Consider the following 21,216-nt stretch of genomic DNA (forward strand, 5'->3'; position numbering starts at 1 on the left):
AAGACAGCCATGTCCGAGAAATCACCACAAAACTACTGGAAGGCCAATCTCCGGATCATCTTCATCTGCATGGGGATCTGGGCGCTGGTGTCGTACGGGTTCGGCATCATCCTGCGCCCGCTGCTCGCGGGCATCCGCATCGGCGGCACCGACCTGGGCTTCTGGTTCGCGCAGCAGGGTTCGATCCTGACCTTCATCGCGCTCATCGTTTTCTACACCTGGTACATGAACCGGCTCGATCGCGAGTACGACGTGGACGAGCAATAAGGGGCCGACCATGGATCAATTCACTCTCAACCTCATCTTCGTCGGCGGCTCGTTCCTGCTCTACATCGCGATCGCGATCTGGGCGCGCGCCGCTTCCACCTCCGAGTTCTACGCCGCGGGCCGCAGTGTCCATCCGGTGATGAACGGCATGGCGATCGCCGCGGACTGGATGTCGGCGGCCTCGTTCATCTCGATGGCAGGCCTGATCGCCTTCGTCGGTTACGGCAACTCCGCCTACCTGATGGGCTGGACCGGCGGCTACGTGCTGCTGGCGATGCTGCTGGCGCCCTACCTGCGCAAGTTCGGCCGCTTCACCGTGCCCGAATTCATCGGCGACCGGTACTACAGCCGGACCGCGCGCCTGGTGGCGGTGGCGGCGCTGCTGATGATCTCGATCACCTACGTGATCGGGCAGATGACCGGCGCCGGCGTGGCGTTCTCGCGCTTCCTGGAGGTCGACACCAACACCGGCCTGCTGATCGCCTCGGCGGTGGTGTTCGTGTATGCGGTGCTGGGCGGCATGAAGGGCATCACCTACACCCAGGTGGCGCAGTACATCGTGCTCATCATCGCCTACACCATCCCGGCGGTGTTCATCTCGCTGCAGCTGACCGACAACCCGATCCCGCAGCTGGGCCTGTTCTCCACCCATGTCGACAGTGGCATGCCGCTGCTGGCCAGGCTTGACCAGATCCTCGTGGACCTGGGCTTCAACGACTACACCGGCCTGCATGATTCCACGCTCAACATGACGCTGTTCACGCTGTCGCTGATGGTCGGCACCGCGGGCCTGCCGCACGTGATCGTCCGCTTCTTCACCGTGCCCAAGGTGTCCGACGCCCGCAAGTCGGCGGGCTGGGCGCTGGTGTTCATCGCCCTGCTCTACACCGTGGCCCCGGCGGTGGGCGCAATGGCACGCCTGAACATCCTGACCACGATCTACCCCCAGGGCACCCAGGCCCCGTCGCTCACCTATGAGGCGCGCCCGGACTGGATGCACAACTGGGAGCAGACCGGCCTGCTGGCGTTCGAGGACAAGAACGGCGACGGCATGATCCAGTCCTACAACGAGGCCAGCACCGAGTTCGCCGCGGTCGCGGCCGAGCGCGGCTGGCAGGGCAACGAGATGGTCACCTTCAACCAGGACATCCTGGTGCTGGCGAACCCGGAAATCGCGGGCCTGCCCGGCTGGGTGATCGCCCTGATCGCGGCCGGTGGCCTGGCGGCGGCGTTGTCGACGGCGGCAGGCCTGCTGCTGGCGATCTCCTCGGCGGTGAGCCATGACCTGATCAAGCGCACGTTCAAGCCCGACATCAGCGAAAAGGGGGAACTGCTGGCAGCACGCGTGTCGATGGCGGCGGCAATCGTGGTGGCCACATGGCTGGGCATGAATCCACCAGGATTCGCGGCCCAGACCGTGGCCTTCGCCTTCGGGCTGGCGGCAAGCTCGCTGTTCCCGGCGATCATGATGGGCATCTTCTCCACGAAGATGAACTCGGCCGGCGCGGTGGTGGGCATGCTGGTGGGCCTGATCTCCACCAGCGTGTACCTGTTCACCTACAAGGGCTGGTTCTTCATCCCGGGCACGAACATGCTGGCCGATACTCCGGAGAACTGGCTGTTCGGCATCTCGCCGCTCGGCTTCGGCGCGATCGGCGCGCTGCTCAACTTCATCGCCGCCTACATCACGATGAAGATGACCAAGCCGGTGCCGGAGCACATCCAGCACCTGGTCGAGGACATCCGCGTCCCGCGCGGCGCGGGCGCGGCCACCGCGCACCACTGATCCACCTGCTGTCGTGACACGGCGGCCCGCTCCCGGCGACGGGGGCGGGCCGCACTGCTTTCCGGGCCACGAAACCGGGCGTTCCGGGGTCCGACTACAATCCGCTTCCACCTGTCACCACCGCATCGGGAGCATCCATGCTGCTGGAGTTCATCGCCATCATCGCCGCCGGTTTCGGCCTGGCCGGCATCGCGCTCTCGGTCAACATCGCGCTGCGCAGGCGCCTTCCGCAATGGGTCGTGCCGGCCGCGGCTGGCGCCGGGATGCTGCTGATGGCGATCTGGCTGGAGTACTCGTGGTTCGAGCGCACCGCCGGGACCTTCCCGGACGGCGTGGAAATCGCCTCCACCAACCAGGTGCGCTCCTGGTACCGCCCATGGACCTACGTGGTGCCGCTGACCAACCGCCTGATCGCCGTCGACCGCCGCTTCGACCGACGCCATTCCGACATTCCGGGCCAGGTGCTGACGCGTGTCATCCTCGCCGGCCGCTGGGAGCCCACGCGTCAGTTCGGCGTGGTCTACGACTGCAATGCGCACCGCCGCGCCGACCTACTCGACCAGGTCGAGCTGCAGGACAGCGGGCAGCTGAAGAACGCGAACTGGGTGCAGCTGTCCCCGGACGATGCGGTGCTGCGCACAGCCTGCCAACGCTGACCACTGGCAACCGCCGCTACAGCCAGCGCAGCGCCACGATCGCCACCAGGGTGGGGGGCAGGGCCGCGAGCAGCAGGCCCAGCGGATGCACCGACTCGTCGTTGAAGTGGCGCCGCACGATGGACATGCCGGCGGGGTTGGGCGCGTTGGCGATCACCGTCAGGCCGCCGCCGGCCACCGCACCGGCCACCAGCATGTACTTGAACTCGTCGCTCAGGCCCTCGACCAGGGATCCCAGATAGGTCAGCGCAGCGTTGTCGGTAATTGCGGTCAGCGCGGCTGCGCCGAAGAACACCGCATCGCTGCTCATGCTCATCAGCAGCGGCTCGAGCCACCACTGCTGCTTGCCGCCCAGCACCACCAGGCCGGCAAGAAAGAAGGCGACCAGCAGGCCCTCGCGCAGGATCAGGCGGTCCTGGTACTGGCGGTAGGCGGTGGCGACGCCGAGGAACAGCAGGAAGATGCCCATGAACACCGCCGGATGGTGCGCGAACACCACCAGCCCGAGCAGGAACAGCAGGTGCACGATCACCAGCGGGATCGACATCGGCGCCGTGGTGCCCTGCTCCGACGAGGGCAGTTTTCCCAGCTCCTTGCGGAACACGAACACCACCAGGGCAGCATTGACCACTACCGCGATCATCGCCTTCCAGCCGAAGTTCGACATCATGAAGACGAAGTCCCAGTTCCACTTGGCCGCCACCATCAACACAGGCGGCGCCGCGAACGGCGTCAGCACGCCACCGATCGAAACATTGACGAACAAGGTGCCAAGCAGCGCGTACTTGACCTTGTTGGACACGCTCACCGCATAGACGCGGCGGGCCAGCATCATCGCCGCCAGCGTCATCGCGGCGGGCTCGGTGATGAACGAGCCCAGCAGCGGCACCAGTGCCAGCACGCTGAAGCAGAATTCCAGGCCATTGCGCCAGGGAAGGAGCCTGGCGAGCCCGTCCACGAGATGCGTCGCCGCCCACAGGATCGGCCGGGTACCGGCGATCACCATGATCGCGAACACGAACATGGGCTCGGTGTAGTTGCGCGAGTCCACGTAGGCGGTGGCATCGCCCACGCCGTCGACGAGTGCGATTGCCATCACCAGCAGCATCGCCCAGAAGCCGAACACCACTTCCACTTCGCCCAGCAGGTGCCAGCTACCGGCGTGCGCCGGTTGCCGGTTCGCCAGACGCAGGAAGTACTTGGTGCTGAAGGTGTGCACGATCGCGAGGGCGAACAGTACGGAGGCGACGATTTCGATCGTTGCCGGATTCATGGACGAACTCCCCTGCATCCCCGCAGGCGATCGATGTTAGCAGCCCGGGGCACCACGAGTGGCCGCCCCTACCAAAGACGAATATGCAGCGCCGGCAGAGACGCGCAGCCTCGCCGGGCCGGTGTGCACACGTGTTCCTTTGGGGGGAGTACAGATGACAAGACACAGGACACTGCAGCCGCTGGCGCCCGGGGTGGCGCTTGGTCAGACGGCGAAGGAAGTCGAGATCCCAGCCTCGCCGGCCTGCTGCGCCAGCCCAAGTCAAGAGCCTTGCAGGCTGGGGCCGGGCTAGCTACGCGGCCGTCGAACGCGTCCGGTCTTTCCACGCCAACTTGATCTATTCACCGCTCCCGAAGCTCGATATCGGGGCGGAGCTCAGCTGTTGCGAACGCGCGCTTGAGGACGACCGCGAGGGCGATCCCAGGCGCATCCATACGACCGTCAAGTACAGCTTCTAAGGGAAAGCACCGATGTCAACTGCAGCAACCACTCCAGCGGTCCAGACCGGCCGCATGAGCAAGGAACACCGCAAGGTCATCATCGCCTCGAGCCTGGGCACCGTGTTCGAGTGGTACGACTTCTACCTGTACGGCTCACTTGCGGCGGTCATCGCGGTGCACTTCTTCTCGTCCCTGGCACCGGGGCCGGCATTCATCATGGCGCTGCTCACCTTCGCCGCGGGCTTCGCGGTGCGGCCCTTCGGCGCGATCGTGTTCGGCCGGCTGGGCGACCTGATCGGACGCAAGTACACCTTCCTCATCACGATCGTGATCATGGGCGTGTCGACCTTCCTGGTCGGCGTGTTGCCCACCTACAACACGATCGGCATCGCGGCCCCGATCCTGCTGGTGATCCTGCGATGCCTGCAGGGCCTGGCGCTGGGTGGCGAGTACGGTGGCGCGGCGACCTACGTCGCCGAGCACGCGCCGATGGGCAAGCGTGGCCTGTACACCAGCTTCATCCAGACCACCGCCACCGTCGGGCTGTTCCTGTCGCTGCTGGTGATCCTGGGCTGCCGCCTCGCGCTGGGCAACGAAGCCTTCGCCGAGTGGGGCTGGCGCATTCCGTTCCTGATTTCGTTCGTGCTGCTGATCATCTCGATCTGGATCCGCATGCAGCTCAACGAGTCGCCGATGTTCCAGAAGATGAAGGAAGAGGGCACGCGCTCCAAGGCGCCACTGACCGAGAGCTTCGGCACCTGGAGCAACGGCAAGATCGTGCTGCTGGCCCTGTTCGGCGCGACCGCCGGCCAGGCTGTGGTGTGGTACGCAGGCCAGTTCTACGCGCTGTTCTTCATGACCCAGACGCTGAAGGTCGATCCGATCACCGCCAACCTGTTCATCGCGGCGGCGCTGGCGATCGCCACCGGCGGCTTCGTGTTCTTCGGCTGGCTGTCGGACAAGATCGGCCGCAAGCCGATCATCATGGCCGGCTGCCTGCTGGCCGCGCTGACCTACTTCCCGCTGTTCAAGGGCCTGATGTACTTCGGCAACCCGGCGCTGTACGCCGCTGCGCAGGAGAGTCCGGCGGTCGTGATCGCCGATCCCAGGGACTGCTCGTTCCAGTTCGTCCCCGGTGAGCTGAAGAGCCACGTCAAGTTCAGCAGCTCCTGCGACATCGTAAAGAACCTGCTCAACTCGCGCAGCGTGACCTACACCAACGAAAGGGCACCGGCCGGCAGCCTCGCGACCGTGCGCATCGGCGACACGGTGATCGAGAGCGTCAACCTGCGCGCGCTCAGCGGTGACGAGGCCGCGGCCGCCCAGGCCAAGCTGCAGGCCGACCTGACCGCGGCGATCGATGCCGCCGGTTATCCGATGGCTGCCGACAACAGCCAGATGAACAAGCCGATGATGCTGTTGATCCTGACCATCCTGGTGCTGTACGTGACCATGGTGTACGGGCCGATCGCGGCGTGGCTGGTCGAACTGTTCCCGACGCGCATCCGCTACACCTCGATGTCCTTGCCCTACCACATCGGCAACGGCTGGTTCGGCGGCTTCCTGCCCACCACGGCCTTCGCCCTGGTGCTGCTGACCGGCAACATCTACGCCGGCCTGTGGTATCCGATCGTGATCGCGGTGATGACCTTCATCATCGGCACCTTCTTCCTGAAGGAAACCAAGGACGTCGACATCAGCAAGTAGCATCGCTGCACGATGCGAGACACGCCGCCGGCCCCAGGGCCGGCGTTTTTTTTGGCTCTTCTCTTGTTCCATGGGAGTCGGCCGGGTGGGCGGGATCAAGCCTGCGGCCGGGAGTCGTCCCGGCCCGGGGGTTGCTCTTCGGCTCGGTCAGCCATCCATGGCTGACTCGCCGCCGCAGCGCATCCATGCGCTGCTCTTCGCAACCCCCGGCCCGGAACGACCATCGCCCGTCGCTGTCGTGGCTTCGGAACCGCTGGCGATCGAGACATCTCAGGAAGAGCAGCGGAGAGCCGCGTCCTGGCGGTCGGGGATCGCGAAAAGCAAAACATGGATGTTTTGCGCGCGAGTCAGGGCAGGGAGAGCGTGGATGGCTTGCGCGGCATGCCGCGCCATCCACGCGAGCGCCCGGCACCCTGTGCCGGGCCGGACCGCGCAGCGGCCCTGACCGAGCGGAAAGCGATCCCCGGCCGACAGGGCGTGGCGTCGGTCCGAAGCCCGGACGTAAGGCTTCTTCCCTGTTGCATGCGGCTTCCCCTCGAATGGGAGAAGAACTTTTCTTGATGGTCGCAGCGGAAGCGGGCTGGCCGAAGGATACGCCCGGTGACCATCCCGGCACCGTGCTAGGGTTTGCCGCCATGCCGCAGCCCCTGTCTTCCATCGCCGCCGCCCGTCATGCGCAGGACGGTCCCGACAGCGCCGGCGTCAACAGCATGCGCCAGCTGGTGCAGCTGCGCTGGATCGCGGTGGCCGGGCAACTGCTGACCATCTCGCTGGTGCACGCGGGCCTGCGCATCGAACTGCCGCTGCTGCCGATGTTCGCGGTGCTGGCCGCGCTGGCGGCGTTCAACCTGGCCGCGATGCTGCGCTGGCGCGGCCGCGAGCGCGTGACCAATGCCGCGCTGTTGCTCGGGCTGCTGGTCGATGTCGCCGCGTTGACCGTGCAGCTGTACCTCAGCGGCGGCATCACCAACCCCTTCGCCTTCCTCTACCTGCTGCAGGTGGGCGTGGCCGCTGTGTTGCTCAGGGCGTGGTCAAGCTGGGTGGTGGCGGCCCTGGCCAGCCTGTGCATTGTCGGCCTGGCGCTGTTTCCCGGGCCCGTGCACCTGCCGGCGAACCCGGGCGGCGGACTGTCCGATCATTACGTGCAGGGCCTGCTGCTGTGCTTCGCGCTGATCGCGACCCTGCTGGTGGCGTTCGTGATTCGCATCGAGCGCATCGTGCGGGCGCGCGATGCGCGGGTCGCGGCGCTGCGCCAGCGCGCGGTCGAGGAGGAACACATCGTGCGCATGGGCCTGCTGGCGTCGGGCGCGGCGCATGAGCTGGGCACGCCGCTGGCCACGATGGCCGTGATCCTGGGCGACTGGCGGCACCTGCCGCAGTTCCGGTCCGACCCGGAGCTGCTGGAGGACGTGGCCGAAATGCAGGCGCAGGTGCTTCGCTGCAAGTCCATCGTCTCGGGCATCCTCGCCACGGCTGGCGAGACCCGCGCCGAGGCGCCGCGCGGTACCACACTGCGCGCCTTCCTCGACGGCCTGGTGGAGGAGTGGGAGCGCAGCCGCAGCGTGCGCGGCTTCGATTATCGCGACGAGGTGGAGGGCGAGTACGCCATCGTCTCCGATACCGGGCTGCAGCAGATGCTGTGGAACGTGCTCGACAATGCGCTCGAGGCCTCGCACTCGCGCGTGGCGATGGAGGCCAATGTCGACGCGGGAATGCTGGTGCTGCGGGTCGACGATGACGGCCCGGGCTTCGCGCCGGACATCCTCGAGCGCCTCGGCAAACCCTACAACTCGAGCAAGGACGCGCCCGGCCGCGGCCTGGGCCTGTTTCTTGCATTGAACGTGGCACGCACCCTGGGCGGTACCATTGACGCACGCAACTGGCCGGCCGGCGGTGCCACGGTGACGATCACCCTGCCGCTGGCCGCACTGTCGCTGGAACAGGAAGACGATGAACAATGAAACCCGCCGCCTGCTGATCGTCGAGGACGATGCCGCGTTCGCGCGTACGCTGATGCGCTCGTTCGAGCGCCGCGGCTACGAGGTGCGCGGTGCGACCAGCGTCGACGGCCTGCCCGCGGTGCTGGAGGGCTTTGCGCCCACCCATGCCGTGGTCGATCTCAAGCTTGCCGGCGGCAGTTCGGGGCTGACCTGCGTCAAGGCGCTGCACGCACACGATCCGGACATGCTGATCGTGGTGCTGACCGGTTACGCCAGCATCGCCACCGCGGTGGAGGCGATCAAACTGGGCGCGCACCACTACCTGGCCAAGCCGTCCAACACCGACGACATCGAGGCCGCGTTCAACCGCGAGGGCGGCGATGCCGAGGTCGAACTGACCCGCCGCCAGACCTCGATCAAGACCTTGGAGTGGGAGCACATCCACGAGGCGCTGGCCGCGGCCGACTTCAACATCTCCGAAGCCGCCCGCCAGCTCGGCATGCACCGGCGCACGCTGGCGCGGAAGCTGGAGAAGCGGCGGGTGAAGTAGCCCGCGGTTGACGGTGTGGCTGCATCAGCGGAGGAGTAAAGGCAACTCCGCCATGTCATCGACCGCATGTTCTTGTCATTTCGACCGCATGTTCTTGTCATTTCGACGGCAGGTTCTTGTCATTTCGACCGGAGGGAGAAATCTGCTTCCGGCGTCGGGTAGCAGATTTCTCCCTTCGGTCGAAATGACAGGTTTTGTTGTTGACGGCCGCCGCCTCTCCCAGCAGGCAGCTTCAGCTGGCCGGCCTTCCCAACAACCCCGGGCTCATTCCGCGTCCGGCTCCCGGTACACCGTCTCGATGTCGTCGCCGCGCTGGCGGCGCATGTTCTCGGCCCAGTGCAGCACCTCGGCCACGGCATCGAAGAACTCGCCGGAGATGTAGTCGTCCAGCGCGACCTGCTCGTTGAGGCCGCGCGCCAGCGGCACGTTCTGCAGGATCGGAATGCCTTCCTCTTCCGCGGTCTTCTTGATCAGCTCGGCGAACGCCCCCTCGCCCTTGGCCACGACCACCGGCAGCTCGGTCTCGCCGGGCTCGTACTGCAGGGCGATGGCGATGTGGGTGGGATTGGTCACGACGACGTTGGACTTGCGCACCGAGGTCAGCATGTTCTGCTGCGACCACTCCTGGTGCAACTGCCGGCGGCGCTGCTTGACGTAGGGGTCGCCCTCGTTTTCCTTGAGCTCCTGGCGGATGTCGCGCCGGCTCATGCGCAGCTTCTTGGTATACGAGAACTTCTGGTACCACACGTCCAGCGCGGAGACGAAGAAGAACACCGCGATCGTCCACACCGCGATCCACTTCACGCCGTGCCAGAACGCCGCGGCCATCGCCGAAGGCGGCGCGTAGGGCAGCTTGAGCAGCCACTCCATCATCCCGCGCAGCACGATGTAGCCGATGCCGATCAGCGCCACGCACTTGAGCACCGACTTCACCAGCTCGACCAGGTTGTCCATCGAGAACATCCGCTTGATGCCCTCGACCGGATTCATCTTGTCCATGTTCGGGGTGATCTTCTTGATCGAGATCACCGGCCCGACCTGCAGGAATTCGATCACCACCCCCAGCGTCAGCGCCATCCCCATCAGCGGCAGGCAGATCCACAGCAAGGTCTCGACCGCGAGCTGGCCCAGCTGCGGCAGTACCTCGTGGAACGGCTCGCTCACCGCCTGCAGGCTCTGGTTGAACAGCCCGGCAATGCGACCATAGATGTGCGAAGCCAGCATGCCGCCCAGCGCGATCCAGCCCAGCAGCAGCACCGTGCCGGTCAGCTCCTTGCTGCGCGCGACATTGCCGTCCTTGCGCGCGTCGCGGATCTTTTTCGGGGTCGGCTTTTCGGTCTTGTCGGCGCCCTGGTCCTGCTCGGCCATGCGATGGTCCCGTGGCTGTCGTAGACGCGGCCCGAGGCTAGCATGGGGTGCCGCAAGGCGGAGCGAGCGGTTGCAGGCTGGCGGGGGCGTTTTGCCACGGATGACGCGGATCACGCGGATTGCAGCGTGGCCTGGGCGCGGCGTATCCGCTTTCCTGCATTGATCCGCATCCATCCGCGTGATCCGCGTCATCCGCGGCCGAGGCCCCTGCACGGGCAGCCGCGCCTAGGGTCGGCCCGAGGTGTTCGCAGATGACAGCTTCGCTACAGTGTGCCTGTCGCCGCCACTGCGGCCCCTGCGGATCGCCACCAGACCACCATGAGCAGCATCGGCTCCACGCCTCCCGGCTTCGGCCCGACCGGCTTCGGTTCGGCCGGGCAGGTCTCGCTCGACGAGGCCCGCCAGCAGGGCCTGCTGCGTGCCGATGCGGAGCTGGCGGTCGCCGAGGCCACGCCGACTGCGCTGCTGGACCCGGGCGAGTCGGTGCTGCAGCTCTCGGCCTGGGACGGCGCCGACGCGCCGCATACCCTGCCGCGCGACGCTGCGTTTTCAGCGCGACTGGGGACAATGGACCGGGCCGAAGCGGCCAATGCCGGCGTGGACGACATCCTGTCCGCGCTCTGACCGCCTCCCCAGCTGTTCGCGCTGGCCGATAATGGCGCGGTGAACCTCGATACGCCCTCTCCTGCGCAACTGCGCGCGGCCGCCGCGCGCCTGGTCTCGGCGCTGGCCGCGCACGATGACGCCGAATACCGGCTGGCGGTGCTCAAGCGGATGTCGCGGCGCCTGGGCGAGGACCACTATCCGATGTTCCTGCGCCTGCTCGCCGTGGTCGCCGAGAGCGACGATGTCGAGGCCAAGCGCCTGCTCGCCGACACTGTCGCCACCGCCCTTCGACGCTCGGACCTGCCCGGCGGCGCGCTCAGTTCCTGGGGCGCGACACGGCTGCCGGACAACGTGACCGGGATGAGCGCCGGCGCTCTGTCGGGCGGATTCTTCGGCAGCTCGCCGCGGCGGATGCTGGGGCCGGTCGAGTACCTGGTGGTCTGGCACCTGCAGCGCACCCAGCGCACCTCGCTGGGTGCCGACACCTTCCGTCGCCACCTTGCGCTGCTGGTCGACCTGCTCAACCACAGCGGCGAGGCCGCGACGCTGTATCCGCAGAAGCTGGCCGCCGACGCGCAGAACGAACTGGAGGGCGCCTACACCCGCGCCACCCGCGACCGGCTGGCCGCCATCGCCGGCGCCTGGCAGTCGGGGCTGCCGCCGGACGCAGTCGCGCAGGCGGCGATCGACGCCGGCCATGTCGACATGCCGGCCGGCTGGGTGGTGCGCGACCTGTAGTCCGACGGGCCGCCCCCGACCAAGCCTGTCATTCCAACGCCAGGCCGAAACCGCCTACGCCACCCCATTCCCGCAGCCGCGCGGTTGCCCCCACCCTCCGCAGCGGCCAAGATGCGGCGCACCCAGGGGAAAGGTCTGCGATGGGGAACCGCCCGATCACGGCGCTGCTTGTGCTGCTGGCCATGGCGATCGCCGTGCTGGCGGGCTGTCGGCGCGAGCCGCCCGCCGAGGCCATGCCGGCCGAAGCCGCAACGCCCGGCGAAGCGGTGCGCCGCCTCACCACCCACCTGCAGGCCGGCGACCTCGAGGCGTTCGCGCGCGATGCGGTCACGCCCGCGGTGCACGCACGCCTGCAGACAGCATGGAGCGAAGGCCGCACCCGCTGGCCGCTCGACCAGCTGCCGTTCGCGCAGCACATCCCGCGCGGCATGGCCGCGCTGTCGGCGCCTGACGCGCCGCAGACCCTGCAGCGCGGGTTCGAGCGCCAGCTGGCCGGCGCCAGCCTGCAGGCGGCAGCCGAATTCCTGACCCTGTTCACCGTGCAGTACATCCTGCAGCAGGGCGAGTTCAGCGTGTCCGAGCGCGAGCACTACCCGCAGCTGGTGCAGGCGTTCGGTGCCTGGGCCGGCGATGCGCCGATCGGCGACCGCGACCGCGCCCGCGCCGCGATCGCGGCGATGACCGCGGCCGCGCGCGAGGCCGGGCTCGACAGCGATGAAGCGTTCGCGCAGGCCGGGATGACCGGGTCGCTGCGACGCATGTCGCAGGTGCTCGCCACCGGCAAGCGGGTGCTCGCCTCCTACGGCTTCGACCTCGACGCCGATCTCGCCGCGATGGACGTGCAGCTGCAGTCGCAGACCGGCGACGTGGCCCGCGTGCGCATGCAGTACGCGCTCGCAGGCACGCCTATCGACACGATCGTCAACCTCGAGCGCCGCGATGGCGTCTGGTACGTGAGCGATTTCCTGCGCCACGCCGAGGATGCGGTGGCCAGCGCCGACTGACGCGCCCGATCACAGCAGCACGCTGATCCCCACCAGCACCATGAACACCGCGAATACCCGCTTGAGCGCGGCGCCGCTGATCGCGTGCGCCAGGCGCGTGCCCAGCGGCGCGGCCAGCACCGACGCCAGCGCAATGCCGATCGCGGCCGGCAGGTAGACATAGCCCAGCGCGTGCGCCGGCAGTACCCCGGCCGGCGCGTGCAGCGCGTAGCCCGTGGCGCTGGCCAGGCCGATGAAGATGCCGCAGGCAGAGGACGTGCCCACCGCGCGCACCGGCACCACGCCACGCCAGACCAGCAGGGGCACGGTCATGCTGCCGCCGCCGATGCCGACGACCGCCGAAACCGCGCCGATGCCGCCGCCGGCCGCGGCCATCGGCAGGCCGGTCGGCACCACGTCCGCATCCGACGTGCCGCCACGGCGGCCGCCGAAGGCCATCTGCGCCGCCATCAGAAAGCAGTACAGCGCCACGCACCAGCGCAGCACCTCGCCCTGCAGCCCGACCGCCACGAAGCTGCCCAGCCAGCCGCCGAGCAGCAGGCCCGGCACCATCCACCACACCGTCGGCCACAGCACGCTGCCGCGGCGATGGTGCGCGCGCGCCGACGAGGACGCGGTGAGCACGATGCTCGCCAGCGAGCTGGCCAGGGCGGTGTGCATCGCCGCTTCCTGCGGAATGCCGTAGGCCGGCAGCAGCCACACAAGCGCGCCGATCAGCACCAGCCCGCCGCCGATGCCCAGCAGCCCGGCCAGCACGCCCGCGGCCACGCCCAGCAGCGGAAACACCCACCAGCCTTCGATCATGCGGCGCCCCCGGCGCGCGGCGCGGGCTCTGAAAGGATGTTCATGCGCATCTGGCTATAGTCGGCGGATGTCGAAACGGCTGCCCATCCTACTCGCCACGCTCGCGCTGCTGGCCCTGCCGGCCGCGCAGGCGCAGGACGATCCCGCGCCCCTGCGTGCTGCCCTCGAAGCCGCCGAAGGCGGCCTGGCCGCGCCGGCGCTGGCGCCCACGCACCCGGCGCGGCGCTGGGTCGAGATGGCCACGCTGCGGCGGAATATCGACACCCTGCCCAACGCGCAGGCGCAGGACTTCCTGTCGCGTTACCAGGGCGAAGCGGTGGCGGAAGTGTTCCGCGAGTCCTGGCTGCGCGCCCTGCTCAAGCGCCGGGACTGGAGCGGCTTTCGCGCGGCATGGTCGCCGTCGGTGCGCAGCGGCGCGCTGCGCTGCGCCGAACTCGACGCGCGCCAGCGCACGGGCGCGATGGATGCCCAGTGGACGCGCGACGCCCAGGCGATGTGGCGCAGCAGCGGCAAGTCGCTGCCCAATGAATGCGATGCGGTGTTCGCCGCGCTGGCCGCCAGCGGTGGGCTGGGCGACGCGCTGCGCTGGGAGCGCATCGATCTTGCCGCCGCGGAGTGGGAGCCGGGCGTGATGCACTCGGCCGCGCGGGGCCTGCCCGCCGACCAGTTGGCCCTGGCCCGCGACTACGCCGCCTTCATGACGACGCCGCACGCACGCGCCGCAGGCTGGCCGAAGACCGCGCGCAGCCGCCTGGTCGCTTCGCACGGGCTGGCGAAGTTCGCCAAGGACGACCCGCTGGGCGCGGAAGCGCGGCTGCCGGCGATCGCCGCGGCACTGGAGTTCGGCGAAACCGAGCGCGGCCGCGTGCTCTATCAGGCCGCGCTGTGGACCGTGGCCTCGTACCTGCCCGATTCGGCGCGCCTGCTCAACCTGGTGCCCGAGTCGGCCTATGACGAGCGCCTGCACGAATGGCGCGTGCGCGAAGCGCTGGCGCGCTCTGACTGGAAGGCGGCGCTGGCGGCACTGCAGAAGATGGGTCCGGCGCAGCGCGGCGACTCGCGCTGGCAGTGGTTCGAGGCGCGGATGCGCCAGCTGACCGGCGACCGCAGCGGCGCGCAGGCGCTGTTTGCGCAGGTGGCCACGCAGCCGGACTTCCATGGCTTCCTCGCCGCCGATCGCCTCGACCAGCCCTACGCGCTGTGCCCGTGGATGCCCGAGCGCAGCGCGGCGGAGAAGGGCGCCGTGGCCGCGGATCCCGCGCTCGTGCGCGCGATGGCGCTGTACCGCGCCGACCGCAGCGGCTGGGCCACGCGCGAATGGCAGGATGCGCTGTCGCGCTTCGACGATGCGCAGCGGCGCATCGCGGTGGAGGTCGCGCAGGAGCACGGCTGGTTCGACCGCGCCGTGTTCAACCTGGGCAAGACGCCGGACGAGACGCGGCTGTACACGCTGCGCTTTCCCATCCACCACGCCGACATCATCCAGCGCGAGGCCCGGAAGAACGGGCTCGACCCGGCCTGGGTGGCCGCCGAGATCCGCGCCGAGAGCACCTTCAACCCGAACGCGCGTTCGCCCGCCGACGCGCGCGGGCTGATGCAGGTGCTGCCGTCCACCGGTGCGGCGGTCGCGCGCCGGCTGGGCATGCCATGGAACGGTGCACAAGGCCTGTACGACCCTGAAACCAACATCGCCATCGGCACCGCCTACCTGCGCGAGAAGGAGGCGATGTACGGCAAGCCCTACGTCGCAATCGCCGCCTACAACGCCGGACCCACGCCGACCTCTCGCTGGCTGTCGCAACGGCCGCAAATGGATCCGGACCTGTGGATCGAGACGATCAGCTATCGCGAGACGCGCGAGTACGTTGCCCGCATCCTCGCCTTCAGCGTGCTCTACGACTGGCGCATGTTCGGCGCGGCCACGCCAGTGACCGATCGCATGCGCGGCGTGGCGTCCGCTGCACGCAAGAAGTTTGCCTGCCCGGCGCCCGTCGCGACACGCTGATCTGCAGCCGCTAAGCTGGCGGCGCATCCGCCGCGAGACCGCCATGGGCCTGCCTGACGCACTGACGCGAAACATCACTGAAGCACCGGCCGACAAGGTCGCGGCCGAGTGTGCCGGTCGCCAGAACGTTCGGCCGCAGGGTCTGCGTCATGCTTGGCCTGCTCAGTGCGCGGGTGCTGCGCTGACGTGATGCAGACCTATCTCGTCGGCGGCGCGGTGCGCGACCGGCTGCTGGGCCTGGCGCCCGGCGACCGCGACTGGGTGGTGGTCGGCGAGTCGCCCGAGTCGATGCTGGCCGCGGGTTTCCGGCCGGTCGGGCGCGATTTCCCGGTATTCCTGCACCCGCACACCGGCGAGGAGCATGCGCTGGCGCGCACCGAACGCAAGAGCGCACCCGGGCACCGCGGCTTCGTGGTCCACGCCGATCCGTCGGTGACGCTGGAGCAGGACCTGGAGCGGCGTGACTTCACCATCAATGCGATCGCGCAGGACGCAGCCGGCAACCTGGTCGATCCGTTCGGCGGCGTGCGCGACATCGAGGCGCGCCTGCTGCGCCACGTTGGCCCGGCCTTCGTCGAGGACCCGCTGCGGGTGCTGCGTGCGGCGCGCTTCATGGCGCGGCTGGCGCCGCTGGGCTTCCGCGTGGCGCCCGACACGATGGCGTTGATGCAGCGCATGGCCGCGGGCGGCGAACTCGCCAGCCTGGTGGCCGAGCGCGTCTGGCAGGAGCTGTGCAAGGCCCTGGCCGCGGCGCAGCCGGCGGCCTTCCTGCGCACCCTGCGCGAAGCCGACGCGCTGGCGGTGGTGCTGCCCGAGGTCGACGCGCTGTACGGCGTACCGCAGCGCGCCGAATACCATCCGGAAGTCGATACCGGACGTCACCAGGAGCTGGTCAGCGACATGGCCGCAGCGCTCGCGGCGGGCGATACCGTGATCGGCTTCGCCGCGCTGACCCATGACCTCGGCAAGGCCCTCACGCCCGCGCACGCGCTGCCGCGCCACATCGGCCACGAGCAGGCCGGCCTGGCGCCGCTGCGCGCCCTGTGCGAGCGGCTCAAGGTGCCGCTGGAGCATCGCGACCTGGCCCTGATCGCCTGCCGCGAGCACCTCAACGTGCACCGCCTGCGCGAACTGCGCGATGCGACCGTGCACGACCTGCTGCAGCGCTGCGACGCGTTCCGCAAGCCGGCGCGCATGGCCGCGCTGGCGCTGGTCTGCGAGGCCGACAAGCGCGGCCGCCTGGGCCTGCAGGACGAGCCGTACCCGCAGGGCGCGGAGCTACGGCGCCTGCATGCAGCGGCGCTGGCGGTGAATGCGCGCGACATCGTTCGCGAGGGCATGGACGGCCCGCAGATCGGACAGGCGCTGCGCAAGGCGCGCGTGCAGGCCATCGGCGCTGCGCGGGCGTCGGCCGAAGCCAACGACGCGAGCGATCCTGCACAACCCCCCCTGTAGGAGCGGCTTCAGCCGCGATGGTTGCATGCAGGTATCACGCGTGCGGGGACGCCGGATACGACGATCGCGGCTGAAGCCGCTCCTACGAGGGGCGTTTCGGCGCGCGGGCGCCGCACGACAGGAAACCGAGCAGCGCCGCCTCCCACTGCCTCGGTCCACGGGCATGCTGGGCCTTTCGATGCAGCGTTCCGTCGCGCCAGCCATCGAACACGCGCGGGTCGACATAGCTCTTGCGGCACACGGTGGGCGTGTTGCCCAGCATCGCCGCGACCGACGTCACCACCTCGCGGCACACGCCGGCGGCTGCGGTGTCCGAGGTCGCCGCGTCGACGGGAATCTCCGCCAGCTGCCGGAACGCGGCCTCGGTCGCGCCCCAGGTGCGGAAGTCCTTGGCGGTGAACGCATCGCCCATGCACTCGCGCAGGTAGGCATTGACGTCGTTCGATTCCACCGGCACCAGGTCACCGCCTTCGTCGCGGCACTGGAACAGGCGCTGTCCCGGCAGCTCATGCATGGCGCGCACCAGCCGCAGCAGGCGCGGATCCTGGATGCCGGCCTCGTGCGCGCGCCCACCCTTGCCGTTGAACTGCAGCCGCAGTTCCTTGCCAAGGAAGCGCGCGTGCCGGGTGCGCAGCGTGGTCAGGCCGAACGATCCGTTCTCGCGCGCGTAGCAGTCGTTGCCCACGCGGATCAGGGTGTTGGCCATGATCGCGACCACGCCGGCAAGCACCTTCTCGCGCGGCAACCCGGGCAGCGCGAGGTCGGCGCGCACGCGCCGCCGCAGCTTCGGCAGCGCGCGACCGAAGGCGACGATGCGGTCGAACTTGTTGGCATCGCGCAACGGGCGCCAGTCCGGGTGGTAGCGATACTGTTTGCGGCCGCGTGCGTCGCGTCCGGTCGCCTGCAGGTGGCCGCGCGCCGAGCGGCAGATCCACACCTCGCGATAGGCCGGCGGAATGGCCAGGGAGCGGATACGCGCCAGCGTGTCCGCATCGCGCAGGCTGCCGCCGTCGGGATCCAGATAGCGGAAGCCGCGGCCGCAGCGCTGGCGTTGGATGCCCGGCGCGGTGTCGCTGACGTAGTGGAGCCCCGCCTCAACGGCATCGCGTTCGGCCGGCGTCAGCGGCCGGCGCGGTGTGCGGCGGCTTCGGCCGGTTGTGGTTACGCGCATGCGGCAAGCGTAGCGACGCGCCGTGATCCGGCGGTGAACCGCGCCGCGTCAGATCTTCAGGATCCAGCCGCGCCGGTCCATCCCGCGCACGATGGCCCACCACAGTGCGACGAGGGCCAGCGCGAAGGCCAGTGACGGCAACCACGGGCCGGTATGGGGTGTCATCCACGCAAAGCCGTGGCGGTAGATCGCGCTCCACGCGCCGATGCCCGCCAGCCCGTAGACCATCAGCGCCGACCCGGCGTAGGCGGCGATCGCATTGACACCAAAACTGCGGCCGATCGCCGGCCAGCCGCGGCGATCGATGAGCAGGTGCGCCAGCGCCAGTGCCAGTGCCGCCCAGCCGGCGCTCCACAACACGTAGGACGAAGTCCACAGCGCCTTGTTGATCGGCATCGCCAGCGACCACAGCCAGCCCAGCGCCAGCATCGCCAGTCCCGCGCACACCAGCGCGCGCAGCTGTCCGCCGCGCAGCCACGCGCCTGCGCGCACGCCAAGCAGGACGGTCGCAATCGCAGGCAGGGTCGCCGGCAGTCCTTCGGGATCGTGGCCGCGCCCGCTTGCGGCCTCGAAGTCGTAGAGCCAGGGCGCCAGCAGCGCGGTATCGATGCGGTCGGCGAGATTGGCGTAGCGCTCGTAGCTGTCGCCCGCGGCGAGCAGCAGCCACCAGCCCAGCAGCAGCGCCGCGATCAGCAGCCATTGCGCGCGCGGGCGCAGGTGCAGGGCCAGCGGCGCGGCGACCAGGAAGCACAGCCCGATCCGCTGCAGCACGCCCGAAATGCGGTAGTGCGCCATGTCGAACGCCCACCACGCCGCCAGGTGCAGCAGCAGTCCCAGCGCGATGATGCGCAGCCCGCGCGAGAGGATCGAGCGGTGCAGCGTGCGCGCATCGACGCCGCGCTCCAGCTGCGGCACCAGGCCAAGCGCGATCGACACGCCGACCACGAACAGGAAAAACGGAAATATCAGGTCGGTCGGCGTGCAGCCGTGCCAGGGCGCATGCAGCAGCGGGGCGTAGACGTGGCCCCAATCGCCGGGATTGTTGACCAGCAGCATCGCCGCCACCGTCAGGCCGCGCAGCGCATCGACCGAGGCAAAACGTCGCGCGGCGGTGTTCAAGCGGCGTGGCGCTCCATGGCGCCGGCAATCCAGGTCGCGCGCACCTGCAGCGCTTCATCGAGCAACACGAAGTCGGCCGCATATCCCGGCGCGACAGAGCCGTAGCGATCGCCCAGGCCAAGGAACTGCGCGGGATAGCGCGAAGCCATGCGCGCGGCTTCCTCCAGCGGCAGGCCGAGCAGGCGCACCGTGTTGCGCACCGCACTGGCCATGTCGAGTGCAGAACCCGCCAGCGCGCCGGCGGCGTTGCGCACCACGCCATCGACGGCGCTGATGGTTTCGCCATAAAGCGAGAATGAAGGATCGTCCGCGCCGACCATCGGCATCGCGTCGCTTACCAGGAACAGCTTGCCGCGCGGCTTGGCCGCCAGCGCCACGCGCAGGCTGGCCGCGTGCACGTGCACGCCGTCGACGATGATGCCGCACCAGCTGTCGCGGTCCTCGAGCGCGGCGCCAACCGTGCCGGGATCGCGCCCGAGCAGCGGCGACATCGCGTTGTAGAGATGGGTGAAGCCGCGGATGCCGGCGTCCAGCGCCGCGCGCGCTTGATCGTAGCTGGCGGCGGTGTGGCCGGCCGCGACGATCGCGCCGCGCGCGAGCAGGGCCGCGAGCGTCTCCGGCGGCACCTGCTCGGGCGCGAGCGTGAGCAGGGTCACGCCGTTGTCGAGCGAGGTCGCCAGCGCGATTTCGTCCGCATCCGGCACGCGGAACATGCCGGCGTCGTGCGTGCCCCTGCGCGCGGGGGCGAGGTAGGGGCCTTCAAGATGGATGCCGAGTACGCCGGGCACCCGCTGCGCGATGGCGTCGCGCACGGCGCCAACGGCTTCACGCATGACCTGCGCGCGATCGCTGATCAGGGTCGGCAGCAGGCCGGTGGTGCCGAAACGGCGGTGCGCGCGCGCGATCGCGCGAATGCCCTCGACGCTGGGCGTGTTGTTGAACAGCACGCCGCCGCCACCGTTGACCTGCACGTCGATGAAGCCGGGCACCAGCGTGCCGCCCTGCAGGTCGATGCGCTCGGCATCGCGCACGCGCCGGTCATCCGCCTGCGTCACCGCGACGACGCGGCCGTCCTCGTGCAGGACGGCGATCCCATCGCCGAACCCGTCGTCGAGCAGCACGCGCCCGTTGACCAGCGCCGTCATCGGCATCGTCCCGCTCCCGGAAATGCTGCCGCGCCGCGTGCACGCATGCATGCACGCTTGCGAGACCTGGCGAGGCCCCCACCCCTACCGGGATGTCCACGCAATGCCGCACTGTAGGAAAGGCCAGGCACTAGACCGTCTCGGTGACCTTGTTGAGGTGCGGCGGCGTGTCCGGATCGAAGCCGCGCGCCAGCGACAGCGCGTTCGCCATCCGGTAGAAGGCCTGCACCTGCAGCAACGGCGTGCACGCCGGGTGCGGCGCGGCGGGCACGGGCAGCTCCGCGCTATCGCCGTCGTCGGCCAGCCAAACGCTGGCGCCGCGCGCGCGCAGTTCGTCCGCCAGCGCGCAGGTGCCCGGACCGGTGCCATCGGGCTGCACCAGCATCAGCACCGGGAAGCCGGCGCCCACCAGGGCCATCGGCCCATGCCTGACCTCGGCCGAGCTGTAGGCCTCGGCGTGCAGGCCGCAGGTTTCCTTGAACTTCAGCGCCACTTCCTGGGCCGCGCCCAGGCCCAGGCCGCGGCCCAGCACGAACAGGTTGCGCGCAGCGAGCAGGCCTTCGTGCGCCGGAGACCAATCGCAGTCCCAGGCCTGGCGCATCGCCGCGGGCAACGCGTCCAGCGAGGCCGTCAGTGCCTCGTCGCCGCGCCACAGCGCCACCAGCTGCAGCAGCGCCGAGAGCGATGCGAGATAGCTCTTGGTCGCCGCCACGCTGTGCTCGGGACCGGCGTGCAGCGGCACCACCACGTCGGCCAGCGCCGCCAGCGGCGAATCGGCCACGTTGACCAGCGCGACCACGCGCGCACCGGCCTCGCGCGCGGCCTCGGCGTTGCGCAGCAGGTCCGGGCTGCGGCCCGACTGCGAGATCGCGATGAACAGCGCATCGCCCAGCCGCTGGCGCACGCCGTAGACCGAGCCCACCGACGGCGATACCGACGCGGTGACCAGGCCCAGCCGGGTCTCGATCAGCGCCTTGCCGAAGGTCGCGGCGTGATCGGAGCTGCCGCGCGCGCAGGTGGCGACGAATGCCGGCGGCCTGCGCCGCAGATCGGCCCCGAGCGCGGCGAGCAGGTCGCGGTTGGCGGCGAACTGCGCCTCCACCACCGCTGCAGCCTGCGCCGCCTCGCGGAACATCGAGGTGGTACTGGCGCACGCAGGCGCGGAATCTGCGGTCATGGTGT

18 protein-coding genes are annotated in these 21,216 nt (G+C 69.3%); 11 read left to right on the forward strand and 7 right to left on the reverse strand.

The window, feature by feature from the left end; genetic code table 11:
- The first annotated feature begins 9 nt into the window (after window positions 1-9).
- The 3 genes from ACW5EG_RS13785 (at window position 10) to ACW5EG_RS13795 (ending at window position 2,709) form a co-directional block, all read left to right on the forward strand.
- Window positions 10-267, forward strand: a complete 258-nt coding sequence (locus ACW5EG_RS13785) for a DUF4212 domain-containing protein (RefSeq protein WP_132985879.1) — start codon at window positions 10-12, stop codon at window positions 265-267.
- Window positions 268-277: 10 nt separating this feature from the next.
- The gene (locus tag ACW5EG_RS13790) at window positions 278-2,053 is read left to right on the forward strand and encodes a sodium:solute symporter family protein (RefSeq protein WP_457018962.1); all 1,776 of its coding nucleotides are present in this window, start codon (window positions 278-280) and stop codon (window positions 2,051-2,053) included.
- A gap of 137 nt (window positions 2,054-2,190) precedes the next feature.
- Window positions 2,191-2,709, forward strand: a complete 519-nt coding sequence (locus ACW5EG_RS13795) for a hypothetical protein (protein WP_457018963.1) — start codon at window positions 2,191-2,193, stop codon at window positions 2,707-2,709.
- Window positions 2,710-2,725: 16 nt separating this feature from the next.
- Here ACW5EG_RS13795 and ACW5EG_RS13800 read toward each other — a convergent pair whose 3' ends face one another.
- Window positions 2,726-3,982: a putative Na+/H+ antiporter gene (locus tag ACW5EG_RS13800; protein ID WP_457021907.1), complete on the reverse strand. Its 1,257-nt coding sequence runs from the start codon at window positions 3,980-3,982 to the stop codon at window positions 2,726-2,728.
- A gap of 470 nt (window positions 3,983-4,452) precedes the next feature.
- Between ACW5EG_RS13800 and ACW5EG_RS13805 the strand changes: the two genes are divergently transcribed.
- The 3 genes from ACW5EG_RS13805 to ACW5EG_RS13815 all read left to right on the forward strand — a co-directional run bounded on the left by ACW5EG_RS13805 (window position 4,453) and on the right by ACW5EG_RS13815 (window position 8,619).
- Window positions 4,453-6,129, forward strand: coding sequence for an MFS transporter (locus ACW5EG_RS13805; RefSeq protein WP_457018965.1), 1,677 nt, complete (start codon window positions 4,453-4,455; stop codon window positions 6,127-6,129).
- Window positions 6,130-6,764: 635 nt separating this feature from the next.
- Window positions 6,765-8,090 carry an ATP-binding protein gene (locus ACW5EG_RS13810; protein ID WP_457018966.1) on the forward strand — a complete coding sequence of 442 codons (1,326 nt, stop codon included), beginning with the start codon at window positions 6,765-6,767 and terminating at the stop codon, window positions 8,088-8,090.
- On the forward strand, window positions 8,080-8,619 hold the full coding sequence (locus ACW5EG_RS13815; RefSeq protein ID WP_457018968.1) for a response regulator transcription factor: 540 nt from the start codon (window positions 8,080-8,082) through the stop codon (window positions 8,617-8,619). The genes ACW5EG_RS13810 and ACW5EG_RS13815 overlap by 11 nt, the downstream gene beginning before the upstream one ends.
- 264 nt (window positions 8,620-8,883) lie before the next feature.
- Here the strand turns inward: ACW5EG_RS13815 and sctU are convergent, their stop codons facing one another.
- Entirely contained in the window at window positions 8,884-9,987 is a 1,104-nt protein-coding gene (gene sctU, locus ACW5EG_RS13820; RefSeq protein WP_457021909.1) for a type III secretion system export apparatus subunit SctU, read from the reverse strand.
- A 318-nt stretch (window positions 9,988-10,305) separates the two neighbouring features.
- Here sctU and ACW5EG_RS13825 point away from each other — a divergent pair, with 318 nt between their 5' ends.
- From ACW5EG_RS13825 to ACW5EG_RS13835, 3 genes are all read left to right on the forward strand, one after another.
- Window positions 10,306-10,611 carry a hypothetical protein gene (locus tag ACW5EG_RS13825; RefSeq protein WP_457018971.1) on the forward strand — a complete coding sequence of 102 codons (306 nt, stop codon included), beginning with the start codon at window positions 10,306-10,308 and terminating at the stop codon, window positions 10,609-10,611.
- Between the two features lie 39 nt (window positions 10,612-10,650).
- Window positions 10,651-11,331 carry a hypothetical protein gene (locus ACW5EG_RS13830; protein ID WP_457021911.1) on the forward strand — a complete coding sequence of 227 codons (681 nt, stop codon included), beginning with the start codon at window positions 10,651-10,653 and terminating at the stop codon, window positions 11,329-11,331.
- 140 nt (window positions 11,332-11,471) lie between these two features.
- On the forward strand, window positions 11,472-12,335 hold the full coding sequence (locus tag ACW5EG_RS13835; protein ID WP_457021913.1) for a hypothetical protein: 864 nt from the start codon (window positions 11,472-11,474) through the stop codon (window positions 12,333-12,335).
- Between the two features lie 9 nt (window positions 12,336-12,344).
- On the opposite strand, the gene ACW5EG_RS13840 is transcribed toward ACW5EG_RS13835, so the two are convergent.
- Window positions 12,345-13,139, reverse strand: a complete 795-nt coding sequence (locus tag ACW5EG_RS13840) for a sulfite exporter TauE/SafE family protein (protein WP_457018974.1) — start codon at window positions 13,137-13,139, stop codon at window positions 12,345-12,347.
- Window positions 13,140-13,206: 67 nt separating this feature from the next.
- Between ACW5EG_RS13840 and ACW5EG_RS13845 the strand changes: the two genes are divergently transcribed.
- Window positions 13,207-15,144 (forward strand): transglycosylase SLT domain-containing protein, encoded by a 1,938-nt coding sequence (locus ACW5EG_RS13845; protein ID WP_457021915.1) that lies wholly within the window; start codon window positions 13,207-13,209, stop codon window positions 15,142-15,144.
- 189 nt (window positions 15,145-15,333) lie between these two features.
- Window positions 15,334-16,599 (forward strand): multifunctional CCA addition/repair protein, encoded by a 1,266-nt coding sequence (locus ACW5EG_RS13850; protein ID WP_457021917.1) that lies wholly within the window; start codon window positions 15,334-15,336, stop codon window positions 16,597-16,599.
- An 82-nt stretch (window positions 16,600-16,681) separates the two neighbouring features.
- Here ACW5EG_RS13850 and ACW5EG_RS13855 read toward each other — a convergent pair whose 3' ends face one another.
- The 4 genes from ACW5EG_RS13855 to ACW5EG_RS13870 form a co-directional block, all read right to left on the reverse strand.
- A complete protein-coding gene (locus ACW5EG_RS13855; RefSeq protein ID WP_457021919.1) occupies window positions 16,682-17,770 on the reverse strand; it encodes a DNA topoisomerase IB in 1,089 nt (362 codons plus the stop codon).
- A gap of 48 nt (window positions 17,771-17,818) precedes the next feature.
- On the reverse strand, window positions 17,819-18,889 hold the full coding sequence (locus tag ACW5EG_RS13860) for an acyltransferase family protein (protein WP_457018980.1): 1,071 nt from the start codon (window positions 18,887-18,889) through the stop codon (window positions 17,819-17,821).
- The gene (gene nagA, locus ACW5EG_RS13865; RefSeq protein ID WP_457018981.1) at window positions 18,886-20,040 is read right to left on the reverse strand and encodes an N-acetylglucosamine-6-phosphate deacetylase; all 1,155 of its coding nucleotides are present in this window, start codon (window positions 20,038-20,040) and stop codon (window positions 18,886-18,888) included. The genes ACW5EG_RS13860 and nagA overlap by 4 nt, the downstream gene beginning before the upstream one ends.
- Window positions 20,041-20,164: 124 nt before the next feature.
- Window positions 20,165-21,211 carry an SIS domain-containing protein gene (locus ACW5EG_RS13870; RefSeq protein ID WP_457018982.1) on the reverse strand — a complete coding sequence of 349 codons (1,047 nt, stop codon included), beginning with the start codon at window positions 21,209-21,211 and terminating at the stop codon, window positions 20,165-20,167.
- Between the last annotated feature and the right edge of the window lie 5 nt (window positions 21,212-21,216).

The organism is Luteimonas sp. A611, assembly GCF_054072715.1.

What these genes read in the sequence shown, in the direction of transcription:
- ACW5EG_RS13785 (WP_132985879.1), top strand. Translation starts at nt 10, where the DNA reads ATGTCCGAGAAATCACCACAAAACTACTGGAAGGCCAATCTCCGGATC.
- ACW5EG_RS13790 (WP_457018962.1), top strand. Translation starts at nt 278, where the DNA reads ATGGATCAATTCACTCTCAACCTCATCTTCGTCGGCGGCTCGTTCCTG.
- ACW5EG_RS13795 (WP_457018963.1), top strand. Translation starts at nt 2,191, where the DNA reads ATGCTGCTGGAGTTCATCGCCATCATCGCCGCCGGTTTCGGCCTGGCC.
- ACW5EG_RS13800 (WP_457021907.1), bottom strand. Translation starts at nt 3,982, where the DNA reads ATGAATCCGGCAACGATCGAAATCGTCGCCTCCGTACTGTTCGCCCTC.
- ACW5EG_RS13805 (WP_457018965.1), top strand. Translation starts at nt 4,453, where the DNA reads ATGTCAACTGCAGCAACCACTCCAGCGGTCCAGACCGGCCGCATGAGC.
- ACW5EG_RS13810 (WP_457018966.1), top strand. Translation starts at nt 6,765, where the DNA reads ATGCCGCAGCCCCTGTCTTCCATCGCCGCCGCCCGTCATGCGCAGGAC.
- ACW5EG_RS13815 (WP_457018968.1), top strand. Translation starts at nt 8,080, where the DNA reads ATGAACAATGAAACCCGCCGCCTGCTGATCGTCGAGGACGATGCCGCG.
- sctU (WP_457021909.1), bottom strand. Translation starts at nt 9,987, where the DNA reads ATGGCCGAGCAGGACCAGGGCGCCGACAAGACCGAAAAGCCGACCCCG.
- ACW5EG_RS13825 (WP_457018971.1), top strand. Translation starts at nt 10,306, where the DNA reads ATGAGCAGCATCGGCTCCACGCCTCCCGGCTTCGGCCCGACCGGCTTC.
- ACW5EG_RS13835 (WP_457021913.1), top strand. Translation starts at nt 11,472, where the DNA reads ATGGGGAACCGCCCGATCACGGCGCTGCTTGTGCTGCTGGCCATGGCG.
- ACW5EG_RS13840 (WP_457018974.1), bottom strand. Translation starts at nt 13,139, where the DNA reads ATGATCGAAGGCTGGTGGGTGTTTCCGCTGCTGGGCGTGGCCGCGGGC.
- ACW5EG_RS13845 (WP_457021915.1), top strand. Translation starts at nt 13,207, where the DNA reads ATGTCGAAACGGCTGCCCATCCTACTCGCCACGCTCGCGCTGCTGGCC.
- ACW5EG_RS13850 (WP_457021917.1), top strand. Translation starts at nt 15,334, where the DNA reads ATGCAGACCTATCTCGTCGGCGGCGCGGTGCGCGACCGGCTGCTGGGC.
- ACW5EG_RS13855 (WP_457021919.1), bottom strand. Translation starts at nt 17,770, where the DNA reads ATGCGCGTAACCACAACCGGCCGAAGCCGCCGCACACCGCGCCGGCCG.
- nagA (WP_457018981.1), bottom strand. Translation starts at nt 20,040, where the DNA reads ATGCCGATGACGGCGCTGGTCAACGGGCGCGTGCTGCTCGACGACGGG.
- ACW5EG_RS13870 (WP_457018982.1), bottom strand. Translation starts at nt 21,211, where the DNA reads ATGACCGCAGATTCCGCGCCTGCGTGCGCCAGTACCACCTCGATGTTC.